Source organism: Streptomyces atratus, assembly GCF_014648655.1.
GTDB classification, from domain to species: Bacteria; Actinomycetota; Actinomycetes; order Streptomycetales; family Streptomycetaceae; genus Streptomyces; species Streptomyces atratus.
This window is the reverse complement of sequence record NZ_BMRN01000007.1, coordinates 267,944-289,340: the sequence shown is the minus strand read 5'-3', so window position 1 is coordinate 289,340 and position 21,397 is coordinate 267,944. Positions and strand designations below refer to the sequence as shown.

The 21,397-nt window shown below is 72.1% G+C and carries 16 protein-coding genes, 1 pseudogene and 1 riboswitch; of the genes and pseudogenes, 15 read left to right on the top strand and 2 right to left on the bottom strand.

Annotated features, from left to right (window positions below; all coding sequences use genetic code 11):
* Positions 1-70: 70 nt before the first annotated feature.
* A complete protein-coding gene (locus IEZ15_RS15210; protein ID WP_189277250.1) occupies positions 71-730 on the bottom strand; it encodes a class II aldolase/adducin family protein in 660 nt (219 codons plus the stop codon).
* A 262-nt stretch (positions 731-992) separates the two neighbouring features.
* On the opposite strand from IEZ15_RS15210, the gene IEZ15_RS15205 reads away from it, so the two are divergent.
* The 9 genes from IEZ15_RS15205 to cobI all read left to right on the top strand — a co-directional run bounded on the left by IEZ15_RS15205 (position 993) and on the right by cobI (position 14,080).
* Positions 993-2,258 (top strand): inorganic phosphate transporter, encoded by a 1,266-nt coding sequence (locus IEZ15_RS15205; protein WP_189277248.1) that lies wholly within the window; start codon positions 993-995, stop codon positions 2,256-2,258.
* Positions 2,259-2,293: 35 nt separating this feature from the next.
* Positions 2,294-2,524, top strand: coding sequence for a hypothetical protein (locus IEZ15_RS15200; RefSeq protein ID WP_114243854.1), 231 nt, complete (start codon positions 2,294-2,296; stop codon positions 2,522-2,524).
* A gap of 170 nt (positions 2,525-2,694) precedes the next feature.
* A riboswitch (cobalamin riboswitch) is annotated at positions 2,695-2,826 on the top strand.
* A gap of 144 nt (positions 2,827-2,970) precedes the next feature.
* Positions 2,971-3,984: a cobalamin biosynthesis protein gene (locus tag IEZ15_RS15195; RefSeq protein ID WP_229845895.1), complete on the top strand. Its 1,014-nt coding sequence runs from the start codon at positions 2,971-2,973 to the stop codon at positions 3,982-3,984.
* The gene (locus IEZ15_RS15190; protein WP_189277246.1) at positions 3,981-5,498 is read left to right on the top strand and encodes a cobyric acid synthase; all 1,518 of its coding nucleotides are present in this window, start codon (positions 3,981-3,983) and stop codon (positions 5,496-5,498) included. Before IEZ15_RS15195 ends, IEZ15_RS15190 begins: the two co-directional genes overlap by 4 nt.
* An 8-nt stretch (positions 5,499-5,506) precedes the next feature.
* Entirely contained in the window at positions 5,507-9,172 is a 3,666-nt protein-coding gene (cobN, locus tag IEZ15_RS15185; protein WP_189277244.1) for a cobaltochelatase subunit CobN, read from the top strand.
* A 169-nt stretch (positions 9,173-9,341) separates the two neighbouring features.
* Complete coding sequence (locus IEZ15_RS15180) at positions 9,342-11,357, top strand: putative cobaltochelatase (protein WP_189277243.1); 2,016 nt, start codon at positions 9,342-9,344, stop codon at positions 11,355-11,357.
* Entirely contained in the window at positions 11,357-11,956 is a 600-nt protein-coding gene (gene cobO / locus IEZ15_RS15175) for a cob(I)yrinic acid a,c-diamide adenosyltransferase (RefSeq protein WP_189277242.1), read from the top strand. Before IEZ15_RS15180 ends, cobO begins: the two co-directional genes overlap by 1 nt.
* Positions 11,919-13,337 (top strand): cobyrinic acid a,c-diamide synthase CobB, encoded by a 1,419-nt coding sequence (locus IEZ15_RS15170; protein ID WP_189277241.1) that lies wholly within the window; start codon positions 11,919-11,921, stop codon positions 13,335-13,337. Before cobO ends, IEZ15_RS15170 begins: the two co-directional genes overlap by 38 nt.
* The gene (cobI, locus tag IEZ15_RS15165) at positions 13,334-14,080 is read left to right on the top strand and encodes a precorrin-2 C(20)-methyltransferase (protein WP_189277240.1); all 747 of its coding nucleotides are present in this window, start codon (positions 13,334-13,336) and stop codon (positions 14,078-14,080) included. The genes IEZ15_RS15170 and cobI overlap by 4 nt, the downstream gene beginning before the upstream one ends.
* A 23-nt stretch (positions 14,081-14,103) precedes the next feature.
* On the opposite strand, the gene IEZ15_RS15160 is transcribed toward cobI, so the two are convergent.
* Entirely contained in the window at positions 14,104-14,826 is a 723-nt protein-coding gene (locus IEZ15_RS15160) for a ZIP family metal transporter (protein WP_189277239.1), read from the bottom strand.
* A gap of 102 nt (positions 14,827-14,928) precedes the next feature.
* Here IEZ15_RS15160 and cobM point away from each other — a divergent pair, with 102 nt between their 5' ends.
* From cobM to cobC, 6 genes and pseudogenes are all read left to right on the top strand, one after another.
* Positions 14,929-15,777, top strand: coding sequence for a precorrin-4 C(11)-methyltransferase (gene cobM / locus IEZ15_RS15155; RefSeq protein ID WP_189277238.1), 849 nt, complete (start codon positions 14,929-14,931; stop codon positions 15,775-15,777).
* Complete coding sequence (gene cbiE / locus IEZ15_RS15150; RefSeq protein WP_189277237.1) at positions 15,774-17,030, top strand: precorrin-6y C5,15-methyltransferase (decarboxylating) subunit CbiE; 1,257 nt, start codon at positions 15,774-15,776, stop codon at positions 17,028-17,030. Before cobM ends, cbiE begins: the two co-directional genes overlap by 4 nt.
* The gene (cobJ, locus tag IEZ15_RS15145) at positions 17,027-18,751 is read left to right on the top strand and encodes a precorrin-3B C(17)-methyltransferase (protein WP_189277235.1); all 1,725 of its coding nucleotides are present in this window, start codon (positions 17,027-17,029) and stop codon (positions 18,749-18,751) included. The genes cbiE and cobJ overlap by 4 nt, the downstream gene beginning before the upstream one ends.
* The gene (locus IEZ15_RS15140; protein WP_189277233.1) at positions 18,748-19,362 is read left to right on the top strand and encodes a precorrin-8X methylmutase; all 615 of its coding nucleotides are present in this window, start codon (positions 18,748-18,750) and stop codon (positions 19,360-19,362) included. The genes cobJ and IEZ15_RS15140 overlap by 4 nt, the downstream gene beginning before the upstream one ends.
* A complete protein-coding gene (locus IEZ15_RS15135) occupies positions 19,359-20,276 on the top strand; it encodes a sirohydrochlorin chelatase (RefSeq protein ID WP_189277231.1) in 918 nt (305 codons plus the stop codon). The genes IEZ15_RS15140 and IEZ15_RS15135 overlap by 4 nt, the downstream gene beginning before the upstream one ends.
* A pseudogene (gene cobC / locus IEZ15_RS15130) lies at positions 20,209-21,348 on the top strand (Rv2231c family histidinol phosphate aminotransferase CobC); the annotation flags it as partial. The gene IEZ15_RS15135 and the pseudogene cobC, both read left to right, overlap by 68 nt.
* Between the last annotated feature and the right edge of the window lie 49 nt (positions 21,349-21,397).

The following is a 21,397-nucleotide window of genomic DNA, read 5'->3' as shown; positions in this document are numbered from 1 at the left end:
GGGCCGTCCGGTGCCCCGGCAGGGGGGCAGGACGGATGGGACGGGACAGCGGGGGCGGACAGGGGGCGGGTCAGCCCGGTTGCCCGTATCCCTTCAGTGCCTCCTGCACGTCGCACAACTGGGCCGGGGAGAGCAGGGTCGGGGTGTGCCCGGGGACGGAGCTCGCAGTGAGCCAGAGCCGGCAGAGCCATTCCAGCTGGGCGGTCCTGTCGAACGCCTCGTCAAGGGTCGCTCCGTAGGTCACGGTTCCGTGGTTCCGGAGCAGGCACCCCGTACGGCCCTGCAGAGCGGCGAGCATGTTCTCGGCCAGCTCCTCGGTCCCGTAGCGCGCATAGGCCGCGACCCGGACGGGGCCCCCGAGCATGGCGGCGGCGTAGTGGACCGGAGGGACCTCGGGGACCAGGGTGGAGACGGCCGTGGCGTGCACCGCATGGGTGTGCACGACGGCGGCCGCGTCGCTGTTCCGGTAGACCGCGAGATGGAGCGGGAGTTCGCTGGTCGGGGCCAGTTCGCCGAGGACACGGTTGCCTTCCAGATCGACACCGACGGCGTCCTCGGGGCGGAGCCGGTCGTACGGCACGCCGCTCGGGGTGACCAGGACTGTCCCGCCGACCCGTACCGACACATTTCCCGAGGTCCCGACGACAAGGCCGTCCGCCGCCGTCCTGCGGGCGGTGGTGACGACACCGTCCCAGGCACGTTCGATCGCGTCCCGTTGCTGATCGCTCATGCGGAGATCCTGTCAGCCCTGGAGGCGAACGGGCATGCGATCTGCGGGACAAGTCACAAAACGGAGAAGTTTACAAAAGGGGTGACGGGGGGCGAATCGGGTCCGAATCAGCCCTGCGCCCGGCCCGCACCACCCCGCGAGGGACAAACGGAACGACCCGACTCCAGTTGGAGTCACCACAGCGCCCTGCCCAGTTCACCTTCTGTTCATCCAGGTTGCCTACGGTCCACGTGCCAATGACGTCGAACGATTGCCTGGGTAAATGGAACACATCACGCTGCTACTCGCGATTGTGATCGTGACAGCTCTAGTGTTCGATTTCACGAACGGTTTCCACGACACCGCCAACGCGATGGCGACCACCATCTCGACGGGTGCACTCAGACCGAAGACAGCGGTGGCCATGTCCGCCGTTCTCAACCTCGTCGGTGCGTTCCTGTCGGTCGAGGTCGCCAAGACGATCTCCGGCGGGATCATCAACGAGGACGGGCTGCGGACAGAAGTCATCTTCGCGGCACTCGTCGGCGCCATCCTGTGGAATCTGCTGACCTGGCTGGTCGGACTGCCGTCCAGCTCCTCGCACGCCCTGTTCGGCGGTCTGATCGGCGCAGCCGTGATGTCGGCGGGCTGGTCGTCGGTCAACGGCGGCACCGTCGTCACCAAGGTGCTGCTCCCCGCGGTCGCCGCCCCGATCGTCGCCGGTCTGGCCGCACTGCTGGCCACCAGGCTGACGTACCGGATCGGCGGGAAGATCCGCAACGACGCCCAGGAGAAGGCCACTGCCAAGGGCTACCGCGCCGGGCAGATCGCCTCGGCCGGACTGGTCTCCCTCGCCCACGGCACCAACGACGCGCAGAAGACCATGGGCATCATCACCCTGGCCCTGGTCACCGGTGGCGTCCTGCACCCCGGCTCCAACCCGCCGGTCTGGGTCATCGTCTGTGCCGGTACGGCCATCGCACTGGGCACCTACCTGGGCGGCTGGCGCATCATCCGCACGATGGGCAGCGGCCTCACCGATCTCAAGCCGCCGCAGGGCTTCGCCGCCCAGACCAGTGCGGCCACGGTCATCCTGGCCTCCTCGCACCTCGGTTTCTCGCTCTCCACCACCCAGTCCTGCTCCGGCGCCGTGATGGGCGCGGGTCTCGGCCGCCGGGGCGGCGTGGTCCGCTGGTCCACCGCCACCCGGATGTTCGTCGCCTGGGGTCTGACCCTGCCGGCCGCGGGCCTGGTCGGCGCGGGCGCGGAGCTCCTCACCAAGCAGGGCACCTGGGGTGTCGTGGTCGTCGCGGCGCTGCTGGTCGTGGGCTCCGGGGCGATCTGGCTGGTGTCGCGTCGCAAGCCGGTCGGCCACGGCGATGTCGCGCCGACGGGCGTCGCCGCCGAGTCCCCGGGCGTCGTCACCACGGCCATCGCCGCCGTCAGCCCGCCGCTCACCGCGGCCCAGGCAGCGGCCCAGGACCTCAAGACCACCATTCCGGCCCCGGCCGGAACCACCCAGGACCCGGCGCGACCCGCCACCGTCTAGGCCAGCCGCCTAGGCGGGCCGTCTAAGGATTCAGCATGAACATCGACTGGGCAGCCCTCGGCTCCGTCTTCGGCGTCTCCCTCGTCGTCACCGTCGCGCTGGTGGGTTTCTTCACCCTGGGCATCGTCGGTCTCTCCAAGCAGCCCGAACCGGCGGCGCAGGGCGGCTCCGGCGGCTCGCTGCTGCTGGCCCGCGCCGGCGCGTACGTCTGCTTCGCGCTGTGCGCTGCGGCAGTCGCGTACGGGATCTATCTGATCGTCGCCTGAGCCTCCTCCGCACACTCCCCGACGGGCCGGACACACCTCGTGTGTCCGGCCCGTCGTGGTGTGCCGGGCCCGATGTGGGGCTCAGCACACTGCGCCGTCGCAGGTCAACGGCAAGTTGACGGGCCTTCGCGGAGCGTGGTGGACTGCCGGAGCCAATTACGGCGACAGCAGAGGAAGCCGGTGCGAATCCGGCGCGGTCCCGCCACTGTCACCGGGGAGCAGTCCCCCAACACCGGAAGTCACGGCACGCGCGAGCGGGTTGGAAGGCCGGGGGAACTGCGGATCCGGGAGCCAGGAGACTCTCGTCGCCGGTCACGTCGAACCAGGGCGCGGACCCTGAGTGAGGACATATCGCCATGCCTGGCTGCCGTGCGTCCGTTGCTGTGGCGCTCTCGACGAGAGCCGCCTGTACGAAGGTCCTTCGAGGCGTAACGGCCGGTTGAGCCGTGCGTGCCGACCGCATCTTCGCGTACGGCGCCACGGCCGGTCTGATCGGCGATCTGCTGCTCGGTGACCCCCGCAGGGGACATCCGGTCGCCGCCTTCGGGCGGGCCGCAGCGGGCGTCGAGCGCCGTCTGTGGCGCGACCACCGCGGGTGGGGCGCGCTGCACATGCTCGTCTGCGCCGGAGGCGCCGCAGGTGGTGCCGCGCTGATCACCCGTGCCGTACGCGGCCACCCCGCCACCTCCGTCGCACTGACCGCGGCCGCCACCTGGTCCGTCGTCGGCGGTACGTCCCTGGGGCGTGAGGCCCGGGCGATCGGCGGCGCCCTGGCCGCCGGTGACATCGAGTCGGCCCGCGAGCGTCTGCCGCATCTGTGCGGGCGCGACCCGTACTCCCTCGACGGACCGCAGATCGCCCGCGCCGTGGTGGAGTCCGTGGCCGAGAACACCTCGGACGCCGTGGTCGGCGCCCTGGTGTGGGGTGCGCTGGCCGGTGTGCCCGGGCTCGTCGGCTTCCGGGCCGCCAACACCCTCGACGCCATGGTCGGCCACAAGTCGCCCCGCCACCGGCGCTACGGCTGGGCCTCGGCCCGCCTCGACGACCTCGCGGGCTGGCCCGGCGCCCGGCTCACAGCCCTGCTCGCCGTGGCCGCCGGGGGGCGGCCACGTGGAGCGGTACGGGCGTGGCGGGCCGACGCGGCGAAGCACCCGAGTCCCAACGCGGGCCCGGTGGAGGCCTCGTTCGCGGGTGCGCTCGGCGTACGGCTCGGCGGGACCCTCGCGTACGGCGGCCGGGTCGAACACCGCCCCGTCCTCAACGGGGAGACGGGCCGGGCGGTGGAAACCGAGGACATCGAACGCGCGGTACGGCTGTCGCGCCGGGTGAGTGCGCTGGCCCTCGGCGTGTGTGTGGCGGGACGACTGGGTGCGGGCCTCGCCGGACGACGGATCGCAGTAGTTCGGTCCGCGGGACTTCAGGTCACAGGACGTCGGATCGCAGGACGGAGACGGACATGAGCGGCGGGCTGCTGGTCGCCGGAACCACCTCGGACGCGGGCAAGAGCGTCGTCACGGCAGGCATCTGCCGCTGGCTCGTGCGCCGGGGCGTGAAGGTGGCGCCCTTCAAGGCGCAGAACATGTCGCTGAACTCGTTCGTCACCCGCGAGGGTGCCGAGATCGGGCGCGCCCAGGCCATGCAGGCCCAGGCCGCCCGGGTGGAACCGACCGCGCTGATGAACCCGGTCCTGCTCAAACCGGGCAGCGACCGCTCCAGCCAGGTCGTCCTGATGGGCAGACCGGTGGGCGAGATGAGCGCACGCGGCTACCACGGTGGCAGGCAGGAAGCGCTTCTCGGCACGGTCGTGGACTGTCTGGAGCAGCTTCGGGGCACGTATGACGCAGTGATCTGCGAGGGGGCGGGCAGCCCGGCCGAGATCAATCTGCGGCGCACGGACATCGTGAACATGGGCATCGCACGGGCGGCACGCTTCCCGGTGGTGGTCGTCGGCGACATCGACCGCGGTGGCGTCTTCGCCTCGTTCTTCGGTACGACGGCGCTGCTCGACGCCGAGGACCAGTCGCTGATCGCCGGCTACCTCGTCAACAAGTTCCGCGGCGACGTGTCGCTGCTGGAGCCCGGCCTGGAGATGCTGCGCGGGATCACCGGGCGGCAGACCTACGGGGTGCTGCCCTTCGCCCACGGCCTCGGCATCGACGAGGAGGACGGTCTGCGGGTCTCGCTGCGCGGAGCCGTACGCGAATCGGTCGTCGCCCCGCCGCACGGCGACGACGTGCTGCGCGTCGCGGTGTGCGCCGTTCCCCTGATGTCGAACTTCACCGATGTGGACGCACTGGCCGCCGAACCGGGCGTCGTCGTCCGGTTCGTGGACCGCGCCGAGGAACTGGCCGATGCCGACCTCGTCATCGTGCCGGGCACCCGCGGCACCGTGAACGCGCTGGCCTGGCTGCGCGAGCGCGGCCTCGCCGACGCCCTGGTGCGGCGTGCCGCCGAGGGCCGGCCGGTCCTCGGCATCTGCGGCGGCTTCCAGATCCTCGGTGAACACATCGAGGACGACGTCGAGTCGAGGGCCGGGCACATCGACGGCCTCGGCCTGCTGCCCGTACGTATCCGTTTCGACCGCGAGAAGACCCTCGCCCGCCCCGCCGGCGAGGCGCTCGGCGCCCCCGTCGAGGGGTACGAGATCCACCACGGCGTCGCCGATGTACGCGGCGGCGAACCGTTCCTGGACGGCTGCCGGGTCGGCGCCGTGTGGGGCACCCACTGGCACGGCTCGCTGGAGAGCGACGAATTCCGCCGCCGCTTCCTGACCGAGGTCGCGCGGGCCGCCGGCCGGCGCTTCGTCCCCGCCCCCGGCACCGGCTTCGCCGCGCTGCGCGAGGAACAGCTCGACCGCCTCGGCGACCTCATCGAAGAACACGCGGACACCGACGCGCTGCTGCGGCTCATCGAGTCGGGCGCACCGTCAGGACTTCCCTTCATCGCCCCCGGAGCACCTGGAGCACGCGCATGAACGCCCCTATGAGCACTGTGCTGTTGCTGTCGACCGCCGACACGGACCTCCTCGCCGCCCGCGCCTGTGGCGCGCCGTACCGGATCGGCAACCCCACCCGCATCGACGCCCACGAGGAACTCCCCGCACTGATCGAGGGTTCCTCCGTCGCCGTCGTCCGCCTTCTCGGCGGCAAGCGCGCCTGGGAGGACGGGCTGGCCGTCCTCAAGGCGTCCGGTATCCCCACCGTGCTGCTGGGCGGCGAGGCCGTGCCGGACGCGGAGCTGATGGCCGAGTCGTCCGTACCCGCCGGTGTCGTCGCCGAGGCGCTGCGCTACCTCGTGGAGGGCGGCCCAGGAAATCTCGTAGAGCTGGCCCGCTTCCTCTCCGACACCGTCCTGCTGACCGGCCACGGCTTCGCCGAACCGCAGAAGATGCCCGAGTGGGGCCTGTACGGCAGCCGCGAATTCATCGAGGGCCGCCCGACCGTCGGCGTGCTCTTCTACCGGGCGCACCAGCTGTCCGGGAACACCTCGTTCGTGGACGTCCTCTGCGACGCGGTCGAGGCCCGTGGCGCCAACGCCCTGCCCGTTTACTGCGGTTCGCTGCGCGGCGCGGACGCCGGTCTCTACGAGCTGCTCGGCAGGGCCGACGCCCTGGTCGCCACGGTGCTCGCGGCAGGCGGCACCCGTGCGTCGGACGCCTCCGCCGGCGGCGACGACGAGGCCTGGGACATCGGCGCGCTCGCCGATCTGAACGTCCCTGTGCTGCAGGGCCTGTGCCTGACCTCCTCGCGCGCCGCGTGGGACGCCTCCGACGCCGCGCTCTCCCCCATGGACGCCGCGATGCAGGTCGCGATCCCCGAGTTCGACGGCCGTCTGATCACCGTCCCGTTCTCCTTCAAGGAGCAGGGTCCCGACGACGTACCGGTGTACCGCGCCGACCCCGAACGGGCCGCGCGCGTCGCCGGAATCGCGGTACGCCACGCCGTCCTGAAGCACAGGACGAACGCCGAGAAGAAGCTCGCCCTCGTCTTCACCGCGTACCCGACCAAGCACTCGCGCGTCGGCAACGCCGTCGGTCTGGACACGCCCGCATCGGCGGTGCGGGTCCTGGACGCCCTGCGCGACGCCGGTTACGGAGTCGACGGGCACCCCGACAACGGCGACGAACTCATCCACCGTCTCATCAACGCCGGCGGCCACGACGTGGAGTGGCTGACCGAGGAGCAGCTCGCGGCAGCCCCCGCGCGTGTGCCGCTCGCCGACTACCGGGCCTGGTTCGACAAGCTGGAACCGGAGCTGCGCGACTCGATGCTGGAGCACTGGGGCGAGCCGCCGGGTTCGCTGTACGTGGACGGGGACGACATCGTCCTCGCCTCGCTCCGGTTCGGGAATGTGGTGGTGCTGATCCAGCCGCCGCGCGGCTTCGGCGAGAACCCGATCGCGATCTACCACGACCCGGACATGCCGCCGTCCCACCACTACATGGCGACGTACCGCTGGCTGGAGGCCGCAACATCGGAGGGGGGCTTCGGCGCGGACGCCGTCGTCCACATGGGCAAGCACGGCACGATGGAGTGGCTGCCGGGCAAGGGCCTCGGTCTGTCGGCCGGTTGCGGCCCCGACGCCGTGCTCGGCGAACTGCCGCTGATCTACCCGTTCATCGTCAACGACCCGGGCGAGGGCACCCAGGCCAAACGCCGTGGGCACGCCACGGTGGTGGACCATCTGGTGCCACCGATGGCGCGCGCCGACACCTATGGCGACCTGGCCAAGCTGGAGCAGCTGCTCGACGAGTACGCACTGGTCAGCGATCTCGACCCGACGAAGGCCCCGTCGGTACGGGCGCAGATCTGGACGCTGGTGAAGGCCGCCGAGCTGCACCACGACCTCCATGTCGACGAACAGCCCGGCGACGACGACTTCGACTCGTTCGTCATGCACATCGACGGCTACCTCTGCGAGATCAAGGACGTCCAGATCCGGGACGGCCTGCACATCCTGGGCGGCGGTCCCGTCGACGAGGCGCGGGTCAACCTGGTGCTGGCCGTGCTGCGCGCCTCCCAGGTGTGGGGCGGAACGGCGAACGCGCTCCCGGGGCTGCGGGCGTCGGTCGCCGAGCACTTCGGTCTCAGCGAGAAGGAGTTGCTGGCCGAGCCCGGCGCTGCGGTGAAGGTGCCGGTCGAGCTGACCGAACTGGTCGACGGCCCGGCGCGCACCGGTGCGGATGCGATCGACCTGCTGGAGCAGCTGTGCCGCCGGCTCGCTGAGGGCATGGAGGAGCGCGGCTGGGACCTCGCGGCCGTGGCGGGGCTGGTACGGGACGTACTGGGCTCCGAACTCCCGGATGCGGTGGCCGTGCTGGGCTTCGCGTGCGAGGAGGTCGTACCGCGGCTGGCCCGGACGACGGACGAGATCGACCACATTCTGCGGGCACTGGACGGCGGCTTCGTACCGGCCGGCCCGTCCGGATCGCCCACGCGCGGGCTCGTCAATGTGCTGCCGACGGGTCGCAACTTCTACTCCGTGGACCCGAAGGCGATTCCGTCCCGGCTGTCGTGGGAGGTCGGGCAGTCGCTCGCCGACTCCCTGATCGCCCGGTATCTCGCCGACACGGGCGACTACCCGAAGTCGGTCGGCCTGACCGTGTGGGGCACCTCCGCCATGCGTACCCAGGGCGACGACATCGCGGAGATCCTTGCGCTGCTCGGCTGCCGGCCGGTGTGGGACGACGCGTCGCGGCGGGTGACCGGGTTCGAGGTCGTGCCGGTGAGCGAGCTGGGGCGCCCGCGCATCGATGTGACCGTGCGGATCTCCGGGTTCTTCCGGGACGCGTTCCCGCATGTGGTGGGGCTGATCGACGACGCGGTACGGGCGGTGGCGGAGCTGGACGAACCGGCCGAGGCCAACTACGTACGGGCACACGCCGACGAGGACACGGCGGTCCACGGCGACCGGCGCCGGGCCACGGCACGCGTCTTCGGCTCGAAGCCGGGGGCGTACGGGGCGGGGCTGCTGCCGCTGATCGACGCGCGGAACTGGCGCAGCGACGCGGATCTGGCCGAGGTGTACGCGGTGTGGGGCGGTTACGCGTACGGGCGCGGGCTCGACGGGCGGGCGGCGCGCGGGGACATGGAGACGGCGTTCCGGCGGATCGCGGTGGCGGCGAAGAACGTGGACACGAGAGAACACGATCTGGTCGATGCCGACGATTACTTCCAGTACCACGGCGGGATGGTCGCCATGGTGCGGCATCTGACCGGCGAGTCGCCCGAGGCGTACGTCGGCGACAGCGCCACGCCGGACCAGGTGAAGACGCGGACACTGGGCGAGGAGACGCACCGGGTGTTCCGTGCGCGGGTGGTGAACCCTCGGTGGATGGCGGCCATGCGGCGGCACGGGTACAAGGGTGCCTTCGAGATGGCCGCGACCGTGGACTACCTCTTCGGCTACGACGCCACGGCGGGGGTCGTCGACGACTGGATGTACGAGAAGCTCAGCGCGGAGTACGTCTTCGACCCGGAGAACCGGGACTTCATGCGGAAGTCCAATCCGTGGGCGCTGAGGGGCATCACCGAGCGCCTGCTGGAAGCAGCGGATCGGGGCCTTTGGGCGGAGCCTGACCAGGAGACCCTGGACCGGCTCCGGGCGACCTACCTCGAACTTGAGGGTGATCTGGAGGGAGAAGCGTGATCTCCCTGGAAAGCCCCGCGGTGGCGGGGAGCGCGTCATCCCGCGCAGTGCCCACGGGTTCGACTTCGGACCACCCCCGCGTCGGCGGGGACTACGGCAACAGCCTGGCAGCCTCCTCGGACCGCGGCGCCCTGCCAGTGCATCAGCCACTCGAAGGAGTGATCGCAGCGTGAGTACCCCGTTTCCCTTCACCGCCATCGTCGGGCAGGACGATCTCCGGCTCGGGCTGCTGCTGAACGCCATCTCGCCGGCCGTCGGCGGCGTGCTGGTGCGTGGTGAGAAGGGCACCGCGAAGTCCACCGCCGTGCGGGCGCTGGCCGCGCTGATGCCGGAGGTTCCGGTCGTCTCCGGGTGCCGGTTCTCGTGCGACCCGGCGTCGCCCGATCCGGCATGTCCCGATGGCCCCCACGAGGCCGGGACCGGCATGTCGCGGGATGCGCGAATGGTCGAGCTTCCCGTCGGCGCGTCCGAGGACCGGCTCGTCGGGGCGCTCGACATCGAGCGGGCGCTCGCCGAGGGCGTGAAGGCCTTCGAGCCGGGGCTGCTCGCCGATGCGCATCGCGGGATTCTGTACGTCGACGAGGTCAACCTGCTCCACGACCACCTCGTGGACCTGCTGCTGGACGCGGCCGCCATGGGCGCTTCGTACGTGGAGCGCGAAGGCGTCTCCGTACGGCATGCCGCGCGCTTCCTGCTCGTGGGGACGATGAACCCCGAAGAGGGCGAACTGCGGCCGCAGTTGCTCGACCGGTTCGGGCTGACCGTCGAGGTCGCCGCGTCCCGCGAGACCGATCAGCGGGTCGAGGTCGTGCGGCGGCGTCTCGCGTACGACGACGATCCTGCGGGCTTCGCCGCCGAGTGGGCCGCCGAGGAAGGCGCGTTGCGGGCCCGGATCGTTGCCGCTCGTGCGCTGCTCCCCGGAGTGCGGCTCGGGGACGGGGCGTTGCGGCAGATCGCGGCCACCTGCGCGGCCTTCGAGGTCGACGGGATGCGCGCGGACATCGTGATGGCACGGACGGCCACCGCCCTGGCCGCGTGGGCGGGACGTACGGATGTGCTCGCCGAGGATGTGCGGCAGGCCGCTCTGCTCGCGCTCCCCCACCGGCGTCGGCGCAATCCCTTCGACGCGCCGGGCCTGGACGAGGACAAACTCGACGACACGCTGGAGCAGAACAGCGGCGAGGACGACGATCCGGACCCGGACGGCCCCGGTGGCGGCGGCCGGCCCCCGCAGGGCGACGGTCCCGACACGCCGCCGCAGCCCGAGGGCGAGGCGGGCGACACGCCCGCGCAGTCCGTTCCCGAGCAGGGGCAGGGACAGGGACAACAGTCTTCCGGGAGCGGCGAGCAGCAGCCCGTACGCGCCGGCGAGCCGTTCCGTACGAAGATGCTGAGCGTGCCGGGTCTGGGCGAGGGCGCGGCGGGGCGGCGGTCCCGGGCGCGTACCGAACACGGGCGTACGACCGGTGCGCGGCGCCCGCAGGGCGCCCTGACCAAGCTGCATCTGGCCGCGACCGTGCAGGCCGCTGCCCCGCATCAACGGACGCGGGGACGGACCGGGCGGGGACTGGTGGTCCGGCGGGACGATCTGCGGCAGGCGACCCGGGAGGGACGCGAGGGAAACCTCGTTCTCTTCGTGGTGGATGCGTCCGGATCGATGGCTGCCCGGCAGCGTATGAGTGCCGTGAAGGGTGCGGTCCTTTCGCTGCTGCTGGACGCCTATCAGCGGCGGGACAAGGTCGGGCTGATCACCTTCCGGGGCAAGGATGCCGAGGTGGTGCTGCCGCCGACGTCGTCGGTGGACGCTGCGGCGGCACGGCTGGAGATGCTGCCGACCGGTGGGCGCACCCCCGTGGCGGCCGGGCTGTTGAAGGCCCATGACGTGCTGCGGGTGGAGCGGCTGCGTGATCCGGCGCGGCGGCCGTTGCTGGTCGTGGTGACCGACGGGCGGGCGACCGGGGGGCCCGAGCCGGTGGCGCTGGCGTCGCGGGCGGCGCGGCTGCACGAGGTCGAGGGCACCGCGTCCGTCGTCGTGGACTGCGAGTCGGGGCCCGTACGGCTCGGCCTCGCGGGAAGCCTCGCGCGCGATCTGGGGGGCACCGCCGTCACGCTCGACGAACTGCGGGCCGACTCGATCGCCGGGCTCGTCAAGGACGTTCAGGGAACCAGCAGGAGGGCCGCGTAATGCCGCAGGGACAGCCGACCACCGTGCCGGACGACGGGCTCACCACCCGTCAGCGCCGCAACCGCCCGCTGCTGGTGGTGCACACCGGCATCGGGAAGGGGAAGTCGACGGCGGCCTTCGGGCTCGCGCTGCGCGCCTGGAATCAGGGGTGGCCCATCGGGGTCTTCCAGTTCGTCAAGTCGGCGAAGTGGAAGGTCGGCGAGGAGAACGCGCTGAAGGTCCTCGGGGCCAGTGGCGAGGGCGGCTGCGTCGCCTGGCACAAGATGGGCGAGGGCTGGTCCTGGGTGCAGCGCGACAAGCAGCTGAACAACGAGGAGGCGGCGCGCGAGGGCTGGGAGCAGGTCAAGCGCGACCTGGCCGCCGAGACGTACCGGCTGTACGTCCTCGACGAGTTCGCGTACCCGATGCACTGGGGCTGGGTCGACACCGACGAGGTGATCGAGGTGCTGCGGAGCCGTCCCGGTACGCAGCATGTGGTCATCACCGGGCGCAACGCGCCTCAGAAGCTGGTGGACGCCGCCGACCTGGTGACCGACATGTCGAAGGTCAAGCACCCGATGGATGCCGGTCAGAAGGGTCAGCGGGGCATCGAATGGTGAGGGGCCCGCGGTGAACGTTCCGCGTCTGGTGATTGCCGCGCCCTCGTCGGGGAGCGGCAAGACGACCGTGGCCACGGGGCTGATGGCGGCCTTCGCGGGGCGGGGACTTGCCGTGTCCGCGCACAAGGTCGGGCCCGACTACATCGATCCCGGCTATCACACGCTGGCCACCGGGCGGCCGGGGCGCAATCTCGACGCGTACATGTGCGGTCCCGAGCTGGTCGCTCCCCTGTTCGCGCATGGGGCGCGCGGCTGCGATCTGGCGGTCGTCGAGGGCGTGATGGGGCTGTACGACGGGGCGTCGGGGCAGGGCGAGCTGGCGTCGACCGCTCAGGTCGCGAAGCTGCTGCGGGCGCCCGTGGTGCTGGTGGTCGACGCGTCGTCGCAGTCGCGGTCCGTGGCCGCGCTGGTGCACGGCTTCGCCTCGTGGGATCCGCAGGTGCGGATCGGTGGCGTGATTCTGAACAAGGTCGGCTCCCAGCGGCACGAGGCGCTGTTGCGGGAGGCGTTGGACGAGTCGGGGGTTCCGGTGCTGGGGGTGTTGCGGCGGGCCGAGCAGGTGGCTGTGCCGTCGCGGCATCTGGGGTTGGTGCCGGTGGCCGAGCGGCGGGGCGACGCGGTGGGCGCTGTCGCGGCGATGCGGGGGCAGGTGGTGGCGGGGTGCGATCTGGAGGCGCTGATGGCGTTGGCGCGGTCCGCGCCTGCGGTGCCGGGTGAGGTGTGGGATGCGATGGGCGCGGTGGGCGCCTGCGACGGGGCTGTTCCTCTGCCCGCCCCTTCCCGCAACCGGGTCGCCGTTGCGTCAGGGGCGGCGTTCACCTTTTCCTACACCGAGCACACCGAGTTGCTTGCCGCCGCCGGGGCCGAAGTCGTGCCGTTCGACCCGTTGCGGGACGAGACGTTGCCCGAGGGCACTCGGGGGCTGGTCATCGGCGGCGGATTTCCGGAGGTGTACGCCTCGGAGCTGTCCGCCAACGAGGCACTGCGCAAGGCCGTGGCCGAGCTGGTGGAATCCGGGGCTCCGGTGGCCGCCGAGTGTGCGGGGCTGCTCTATCTGGCGCGTTCGCTCGACGGGCTGCCGATGTGCGGGGTCCTCGACGCCGAGGGGCGGATGTCCGAGCGGCTGACGCTCGGCTACCGGGAGGCCGTGGCGGTCTCCGACAGTGTGCTGGCGGCGCCCGGGACGCGGGTGCGCGGGCACGAGTTCCACCGGACCGTGCTGGAGCCGGGCGCCGGGGCCGAACCGGCGTGGGGTCTGCATCAGCCGGAGCGCCGCGTGGAGGGGTTCGTGCAGCAGGGCGTGCACGCGAGTTATCTGCATACGCATTGGGCTTCGGCGCCCGGTATGGCCCACCGATTCGTTGAGAGGTGCAAGGGATGAACCACGGTCACGGTACGAGCAGGCTGGTCGGCGTCGGTGTCGGGCCCGGTGACCCGGAACTGGTGACCGTCAAGGGTGTGAACGCGCTGCGTGGTGCCGCGGTCGTCGTCGTACCGGTGATGGACACCGGTGAGCGGGGGCGGGCCGAGGCGACCGTCCTGCACTACGTGACGGCCGACAAGGTCGTACGTGTGGTGTTCGCGCTGAACGAGCGGACGGACCGGGCGCGCCGGGAGGCGGCGTGGGACGCGGCGGGTGAGCGGGTCGCGGAGCTGCTGCGTACGCATGGTTCGGTGGCGTTCGCGACGATCGGCGACCCCAATGTGTACTCGACGTTCACATATCTCGCGCACACGGTGGGTGAGCTGCTGCCGGGTACGGCCGTGGAGACCGTTCCGGGGATCACGGCCATGCAGGATCTGGCCGCCCGCAGCGGTGCGGTGCTGACGGAGGGCACGGAGCCGTTGACGCTGGTACCGGTGACCGCCGGGGCCGCGGTGCTCAAGGAGGCTCTGGAAGGTCCCGGGACGGTCGTCGCGTACAAGTTCGGGCGGCTGGCCGCGGAGGTGGCCACGGCACTGCGTGAGACGGGGCGTACCGAGGACGCGGTGTGGGGTTCGGCGCTCGGGCTGCCCGAGGAGTCGATCCGGCCGGCGGCGGAGCTGGACGAGGGCCCGTTGCCGTATCTGTCGACGCTGATCGCGCCCGCGCCGCGCGACGGCGGGCGGGGCGGGAAATTGTGAGGCGCCCGGGTGCGGCGCGGTGGTCAGTCCGCGATGCCCACCACGAGCCAGATGAAGCCCACCCCGGCCACCGTGCACAGCAGCGTGGAGCGGGCCGGGTGTTCGTGGTGTGCCTCGGGGAGGATCTCGGCGGCGGCCAGGTAGAGCAGTGCGCCGCCGAAGAAGCCGAGATAGCAGCCGAGCGGTTCCTCCGGAAGGGTGAACAGCAGCGTCGTCGCCGCGCCCACGAGCGGGGCCACGGCGTCCGCGAACAGCATGAGCACGGCCTTGCGGCGGGCGTTCCCGTACAGGCTGGTGATCGTGTAGGTGTTGAAGCCGTCGGCGAAGTCGTGCGTGATGACGGCGAGGGCGACGGCGGCTCCCATGCCGGCGCCCACCTGGAAGGCCGCGCCGAGCGCGACACCGTCCATCAGGCTGTGGCCGACCATCGCCGCCGCTGCTGTGAGTCCGACCTGCGGCACCTTCTCCTCGCCCGCGCCGTGTGCCACCTGTCGTACGGCGAGCAGACGCTCCACCAGATGGGCGACGAGGAAGCCGCCGACGAACAGCAGCAGGGCCGCCGGGACGCCGAAGACCGGATTGCCCGCGGCGTCGATCGCTTCCGGCAGCAGGTCGAGGCCGACCACGCCGAGCATCAGTCCGCCGGCGAAGCCGAGCACCAGGTGGCGGCGGTCGGTGACGCGCTGGGCGACCCAGCCGCCGGCCAGGGTCATCAGGAACGCGCCGAGTGCCACGAACACCGCCATGCGCTCTTGCTAGCCGACTGACCCCAGTGCGCGCATCTCACCGCACCCTGCCCCTTTGTCCGCTTTTTTACCGTTACCCGTTTCCCGAAAGGACCCCGTCCCATGTCCGAAGCAGTCGACGCAGCCGGCACGGACGCCGCGCCCACCCACGGCAAAGTGACGTTCGTCGGTGCCGGCCCCGGCGCCGCCGATCTGCTGACCTTCCGGGCGGCGCGGGCCATCGCGGATGCCGACATCGTCATCTGGGCGGCCAGCCTGGTGCAGGCGGAAGTTCTGGAGCATGCCCGAAAGGGCGCGGAGATCCTCGACTCGGCACAGATGTCACTGGAGCAGGTCGTCGCCGTGTACGAACGCGCAGCCTCAGAAGGGCTGAAGGTGGCCCGTATCCACTCCGGCGACCCGGCGCTGTGGGGCGGCACGCAGGAGCAGGTCGACCGGTGTGCCGGCCTGGGGGTCGCGGTCGAGATCGTGCCGGGGGTCTCGTCGTTCTCGGCCGTCGCGGCGATCGCGCAGCGGGAGCTGACGATTCCGGAGGTCGCGCAGTCCGTGATCCTGACCCGTCTCGGTGGCGGCAAGACGCCGATGCCGCCGGGCGAGGAAGTACGGGAATTCGCGCGCCACGGCACGACGATGGCGCTGTTCCTGTCGGCCGCCCGGTCCGGGCAGCTCACCCAGGAGCTGCTGGAGGGCGGCTATCCCACGTCTACGCCGGTCGTGATCGCGTACCAGGCGACCTGGCCGGAGGAGCTGATCCTGCACTGCACGATCGAGACCCTGGAGGAGACGGTCAAGCAGCACAAGCTCTGGAAGCACACCCTCTTCCTGGTCGGCCCGGCGCTTTCGGCTTCGGGGACTCGCTCGCACCTCTACCACCCGGGGCACTTCCACGGTTTCCGCAAGGCCGACAAGGCGGCGCGGGCCGAACTGCGCGCCCAGCGGTCCGGCTCGTGATCCGGGTCTTCGGTACGGGGACGGGCGAGCCGCTCGGTCCCGAGGCCCAGGACGCGCTGGCCGGGGCCACGCTGGTGGTCGGCGCCCGGCGTCATCTGGACGCCGCGGGTCCGCCGGAGCAGGTCGGGCGCATCGTGCTCGGTCCGCTGGCGCCGGCGCTCGACCGGATCGCGGAGCATGCGCACGGGGGCGGGGCGCGGGTGGTCGTGCTGGCCTCCGGTGACCCCGGATTCTTCGGGATCGTACGGGCGCTGGCCGAGCGTTTCGGGGCGAGCGCGCTCGATGTGCGGCCGGGTTCGCCCTCCGTCGCGGTCGCGTTCGCCCGGCTCGGGCTGGCGTGGGACGACGCGGTCGTGGTCAGTGCGCACGGCCGCGACCCGCGTACCGCGGTGAACACATGTCTGGCGCACCCGAAGGTGGCCGTCCTGACCGGGCCCGGCGCCGGGCCCGCGGAGCTGGCGGCCGGGCTGGTGCACGGAGCCGAGGGGCGCACCCTGGTCGTGGCGACGGCACTCGGCGATCCGGAGCGGGAGCGCATCGAGCGGCTGACCCCTGCCGAGGCGGTGGCCCGCGACTGGCCGGATCCGGTGAGTGTGGTGCTGTGTCTGGACGAGTCCCGGGTGCTCTCCCCGGTACGGACCGTCGCGGGGCCGCCCGCGGGGCCCGGCCGGTGGGCGCTGGACGAGACGGAGTTCGAGCACCGTGACTCGATGATCACCAAGTTCGAAGTACGGGCGCTGGCGCTGGCGCGGCTGGGACCGCGCACCGGTGACCTGGTGTGGGACATCGGCGCGGGTTCGGGGTCGGTCGCGGTGGAGTGCGCGCGGCTCGGCGCGGCCGCCGTCGCCGTGGAGAAGACCTCGGACGGGGTCGAGCGGATCAGGGCGAACGCGGCCGCGCACGCGGTGTATGTGCATGCGGTGCATGGCTCCGCGCCCGCCGTGCTCGAGGGTCTGGGCGACCCGGACGCGGTGTTCATCGGGGGCGGCGGGCGTGAGCTGCCCGCCATCGTGACGGAGTGCGCCCGGCGGGCGCGGCGCTCGGTGGTGGTGGCGCTGGCGGCGCTGGACCGGGTGCCTCAGGTGCGTGCGGCGCTGGCCGGTGCCGGGCTCGTGCCCGAGGGCGTGCTGCTGCAGTCCTCCCGGCTGGCGCCGCTGCCCGGTGAGGTGACGCGGCTCGCCGCGACCAACCCGGTCTTTCTGCTGTGGGGCACCCGCCCCGCGGTCCGTGCAAGTGAAGGAGCAACCCAGTGATCGGCCTGATCTCCGCCACGGCGGCGGGCACCGTCGCCCGCGACCGGCTGGCCGCGGCCTGGCCCGGCCGCACCGTGGTCTACGAGGGACCGGTGCGCGAGGCCGTGCAGCGGGCGTTCACCGAGTGCGAGCAGCTGGTGTGTTTCCTGGCGACGGGGGCCGTGGTGCGGCTGCTCGCGCCGCTGCTGTCGGACAAGGCCTCGGACCCGGGTGTCGTCTGTGTCGACGAGGCGGGTCGCCATGCTGTCGCGCTGCTCGGCGGGCACGGTGGCGGGGCGAACGCCCTGGCCGGGGCGGTCGGTGAGGTGCTGGGCGCGGCGCCGGTCGTGACCACGGCGACGGACGCGGCGGGCGTGCCGGGGCTGGACATGCTGGGCCTGGCCGTGGAGGGCGATGTGGCGGGGGTGTCGCGCGCGATGCTCGACGGGGCGGGGGTGGAGCTGCGAGCTGATGCGGTGTGGCCGTTGCCGCCGTTGCCGCCGAATGTTTCCCCCGGCGCCGGGGGTGGTGCGGTGCTGCATGTCACCGACCGGATCGTGGAACTCGGGGCGCGGACCGCCGTGTTGCGGCCCGCGTCACTCGCTGTCGGGGTCGGCGCGTCCAAGGACGCGCCGGTCGAGGAGGTCCTCGGGCTGATCCGGGACGCCCTGTGCGAGGCCGGGCTGTCGCCGCTGAGCATCGCGGAGTTGGTGACGGTCGACGCGAAGGCGGACGAGCCGGGGATCGTCGCCGCGGCCTCGCAGCTCGGCGTACCGCTGCGGACTTACGCCGCCGACGAGTTGGCCCGTATCGAGGTGCCCAATCCGTCCGGCGCGCCGCTCGCCGCCGTCGGGACACCCTCCGTCGCGGAGGCCGCCGCACTCGCCGCGGGGGGCGAACTCCTCGTACCGAAGCGGAAGTCGAGCCCTGTGGGGCGGGCCGCGATGGCCACGTGTGCGGTGGTCCGCCGCAGCCCGCGCGGGCGCCTGGCCGTCGTCGGTCTCGGCCCGGGTGCGCGCGATCTGCTGACGCCGCGGGCCCGTGAGGAGCTGCGGCGGGCCTCGGTGCTGGTCGGGCTCGATCAGTACGTCGACCAGATCAGGGACCTGCTGCGGCCGGGCACCACCGTCCTGGAGTCGGGTCTCGGCGCCGAGGAGGCGCGGGCCCGCACCGCGGTCGCCGAGGCGCGCAAGGGGCATGCGGTGGCGCTGATCGGCAGCGGTGACGCGGGTGTGTACGCGATGGCGTCGCCCGCGCTCGCCGAGGCCGGCGCCGATATCGATGTGGTGGGTGTGCCGGGTGTGACAGCCGCGCTGGCGGCTGCCGCGATCCTGGGCGCCCCGCTGGGCCACGACCATGTGTCGATCAGCCTCTCCGATCTGCACACGCCGTGGGAGGTCATCGAGCGCCGGGTACGGGCCGCGGCCGAGGCCGACATCATCGTGACGTTCTACAACCCGCGCAGCCGGGGCCGCGACTGGCAGCTCCCGAAGGCCCTGTCGATCCTGTCCGAGCACCGGGAACCGGCGACACCGGTCGGTGTCGTACGCAATGCCTCGCGCCCTGACGAGAGCAGCCGGGTGACCTCGCTCGCCGGTCTGGACCCGGCGACGGTGGACATGATGACGGTCGTGACGGTCGGCAACACGGCCACCCGGGAGATCGCGGGCCGCATGGTGACACCGCGCGGCTACCGCTGGCAGTCGGCCACCACGGCACCCGCACAGGAGGGAGCCGAGTGAACCGGCCCTGGGAGAGAACCGTTCACCCCATCGAGCAGGAGTCGTTCCGGCGGCTGCGCGCCCGCCTGGACACCTCGCACTTCGCACCGCTGACCCGGGCCGTCGTGGAGCGGGTCATCCACTCCGCGGCGGATCCGGAGTACGCGACGGACCTGGTCTGCGACGAGGCGTCGCTCGTCGTCGCCCATGCGGCGCTGCACGCCGGGGCGCCGGTCGTCACCGATGTGGAGATGGTCGCGGCGGGCATCACCCGCCGCGAGACCGTGTGCCGTCTGAAGGAGGCCAGGTCCGGCCCGGGGCTGACCCGTTCGGCACATGCGATCCGGCTCGCGTACGAGCAGGTCGGACCCGGCGCGATCTGGGTGATCGGCAATGCGCCGACCGCGCTGGAGGAGCTGCTCGTCCTCGATGCCGCGCCCGCGCTCGTCATCGGGCTGCCGGTCGGTTTCGTCGGCGCGACCGAGTCGAAGGCGGCGCTGCGCGAGAGCGGTCTGCCCGCCGTGAGCAATGTGTCCGAGAAGGGCGGCTCGGCGGTCGCCGCCGCCGCCCTCAACGCCCTGCTGTACCACCCCCTGACCCCCACCCCCACGACCACCGAGGAGAACCTGTGACCACCCCGCCCACCCCGTCCACCCAGCCCGCACTGCTCATCGCCGGCCACGGCACCAGGGACGAGGGCGGGGCCGCTGCGTTCCGTGACTTCGTGGCCGAGCTGGGCGAGCGCCACCCCGAACTGCCGGTCGCGGGCGGCTTCATCGAGTTGTCCCCGCCGCCGCTCGGCGACGCCGTGACCGAGCTGGTCGAGCGCGGTGTGAAGCGCTTCGCCGCCGTGCCGCTGATGCTGGTGTCGGCCGGGCACGCCAAGGGGGACATTCCGGCGGCGCTGGCCCGTGAGAAGGAGCGCCACCCCGGCATCTCCTACACCTACGGCCGTCCGCTCGGCCCGCACCCGGCGCTGCTGAAGGTGCTGGAGCGCCGGGTCGACGCGGTGCTGGGCGACACCGACCGGTCCGAGGTGACGGTGCTGCTGGTCGGGCGCGGTTCGACCGACCCGGACGCCAACGCCGAGGTGTACAAGGCGGCGCGGCTGTTCTGGGAGGGCCGTGGCTACGCGGGGGTGGAGACGGCGTTCGTCTCGCTCGCGGCGCCGGACGTACCGTCCGGTCTCGACCGTTGCGTGAAGCTGGGTGCCGGGCGCATAGTCGTTCTGCCGTACTTCCTCTTCACCGGCATCCTGCCGGACCGGGTGCGTCATCAGACCGAGGAGTGGGCTGCCGCCCACCCGGAGCTCGATGTCCGCTCGGCCGAAGTCATCGGTGCGGCCGAGGAATTGTACGACCTTGTCATGGAGCGTTACCGGGAGGCCGTCAAGGGCGATCTGCGGATGAACTGCGACTCATGCGTGTACCGGATCTCGCTGCCGGGCTTCGAGGACAAGGTGGGGCTGCCGCAGCAGCCGCACTTCCACCCCGACGACGACGGCCATCACCATCACCCCCACGGCGGTCATGCACACTCCCACTGAAAGACCCGACGCGCCAGGCGCGGGCACGCACGATCTGCGGCACCACGGTGACGCGGAAGTACGGGGCCGGGATCTGACCGATCTCGCCGTCAACGTACGGGCCGATACGCCTCCGGCCTGGCTGAAGGCGCGGATAGCCGCGTCGCTGGGCACGCTCGCCGCGTATCCGGACGGCCGTCCGGCGCGGGCGGCGGTCGCGGCCCGGCACGGGCTCCCGGTGGAGCGCGTGCTGCTGACGGCGGGTGCGGCGGAGGCGTTCGTGCTGATCGCGCGGGCGCTGCCGGCCTGCTGTCCGGTCGTGATCCATCCGCAGTTCACCGAACCCGAGTCGGCGCTGCGTGCGGCCGGGCACGAGGTGCGGCGAGTGCTGCTGTCGGCCGAGGACGATTTCCGGCTGGACCCGGCGGCGGTGCCCGAGGACGCGGATCTGGTGGTGGTCGGCAATCCGACGAACCCCACGTCGGTCCTGCATCCGGCGGCCGTGCTGGAGAAACTGGCGCGTCCCGGGCGGACGTTGGTGGTCGACGAGGCGTTCATGGACGCGGTGCCGGGCGAGCGCGAGGCGCTGTGCGGGCGTACGGACATCCCGGGGCTCGTGGTGCTGCGCAGCCTCACCAAGACCTGGGGGCTCGCGGGGCTGCGGATCGGTTACGTACTGGCCGCCCCGGAGACGATCCGCGCGCTGGAGGAGGCACAGCCGCTGTGGCCGGTGTCTTCCCCGGCGCTGGCGGCGGCCGAGGCGTGCATGGAGCCGCGGGCCCTGGCCGAGGCGGCTGCCGCGGCGGAGCGGATCGCGGTGGACCGGGCCCATCTGGTCGCGGGGCTCAGGGAGTTCACCGAGGTGCGGGTGGTGGAACCGGCCGAGGGACCGTTCGTCCTGGTGCGGCTGGAGGGGGCCGCCGAGGTACGGGAGCGGTTGCGGGCGCTGGGGTTCGCGGCGCGTCGTGGAGATACGTTTCCCGGGCTCGGTCCGCAGTGGCTGCGGCTGGCGGTACGCGACCGTGCGACGACCAACCGCTTCCTGCAGGGGTTCGACCAGGCGCTGCAGACGCTGCCCGCGGTCACGCGCTGACGGGACGGCCGCGCTCCGTCCCCCGCCGACGGAGAGTGGCGTTCCGCAC

Excerpts from the sequence above, each read along its gene's own strand:
- IEZ15_RS15210 (WP_189277250.1), bottom strand. The coding sequence starts at position 730 with ATGAGCGATCAGCAACGGGACGCGATCGAACGTGCCTGGGACGGTGTC.
- IEZ15_RS15205 (WP_189277248.1), top strand. The coding sequence starts at position 993 with ATGGAACACATCACGCTGCTACTCGCGATTGTGATCGTGACAGCTCTA.
- IEZ15_RS15200 (WP_114243854.1), top strand. The coding sequence starts at position 2,294 with ATGAACATCGACTGGGCAGCCCTCGGCTCCGTCTTCGGCGTCTCCCTC.
- IEZ15_RS15190 (WP_189277246.1), top strand. The coding sequence starts at position 3,981 with ATGAGCGGCGGGCTGCTGGTCGCCGGAACCACCTCGGACGCGGGCAAG.
- cobN (WP_189277244.1), top strand. The coding sequence starts at position 5,507 with ATGAGCACTGTGCTGTTGCTGTCGACCGCCGACACGGACCTCCTCGCC.
- cobO (WP_189277242.1), top strand. The coding sequence starts at position 11,357 with ATGCCGCAGGGACAGCCGACCACCGTGCCGGACGACGGGCTCACCACC.
- IEZ15_RS15170 (WP_189277241.1), top strand. The coding sequence starts at position 11,919 with ATGCCGGTCAGAAGGGTCAGCGGGGCATCGAATGGTGAGGGGCCCGCG.
- cobI (WP_189277240.1), top strand. The coding sequence starts at position 13,334 with ATGAACCACGGTCACGGTACGAGCAGGCTGGTCGGCGTCGGTGTCGGG.
- IEZ15_RS15160 (WP_189277239.1), bottom strand. The coding sequence starts at position 14,826 with ATGGCGGTGTTCGTGGCACTCGGCGCGTTCCTGATGACCCTGGCCGGC.
- cobM (WP_189277238.1), top strand. The coding sequence starts at position 14,929 with ATGTCCGAAGCAGTCGACGCAGCCGGCACGGACGCCGCGCCCACCCAC.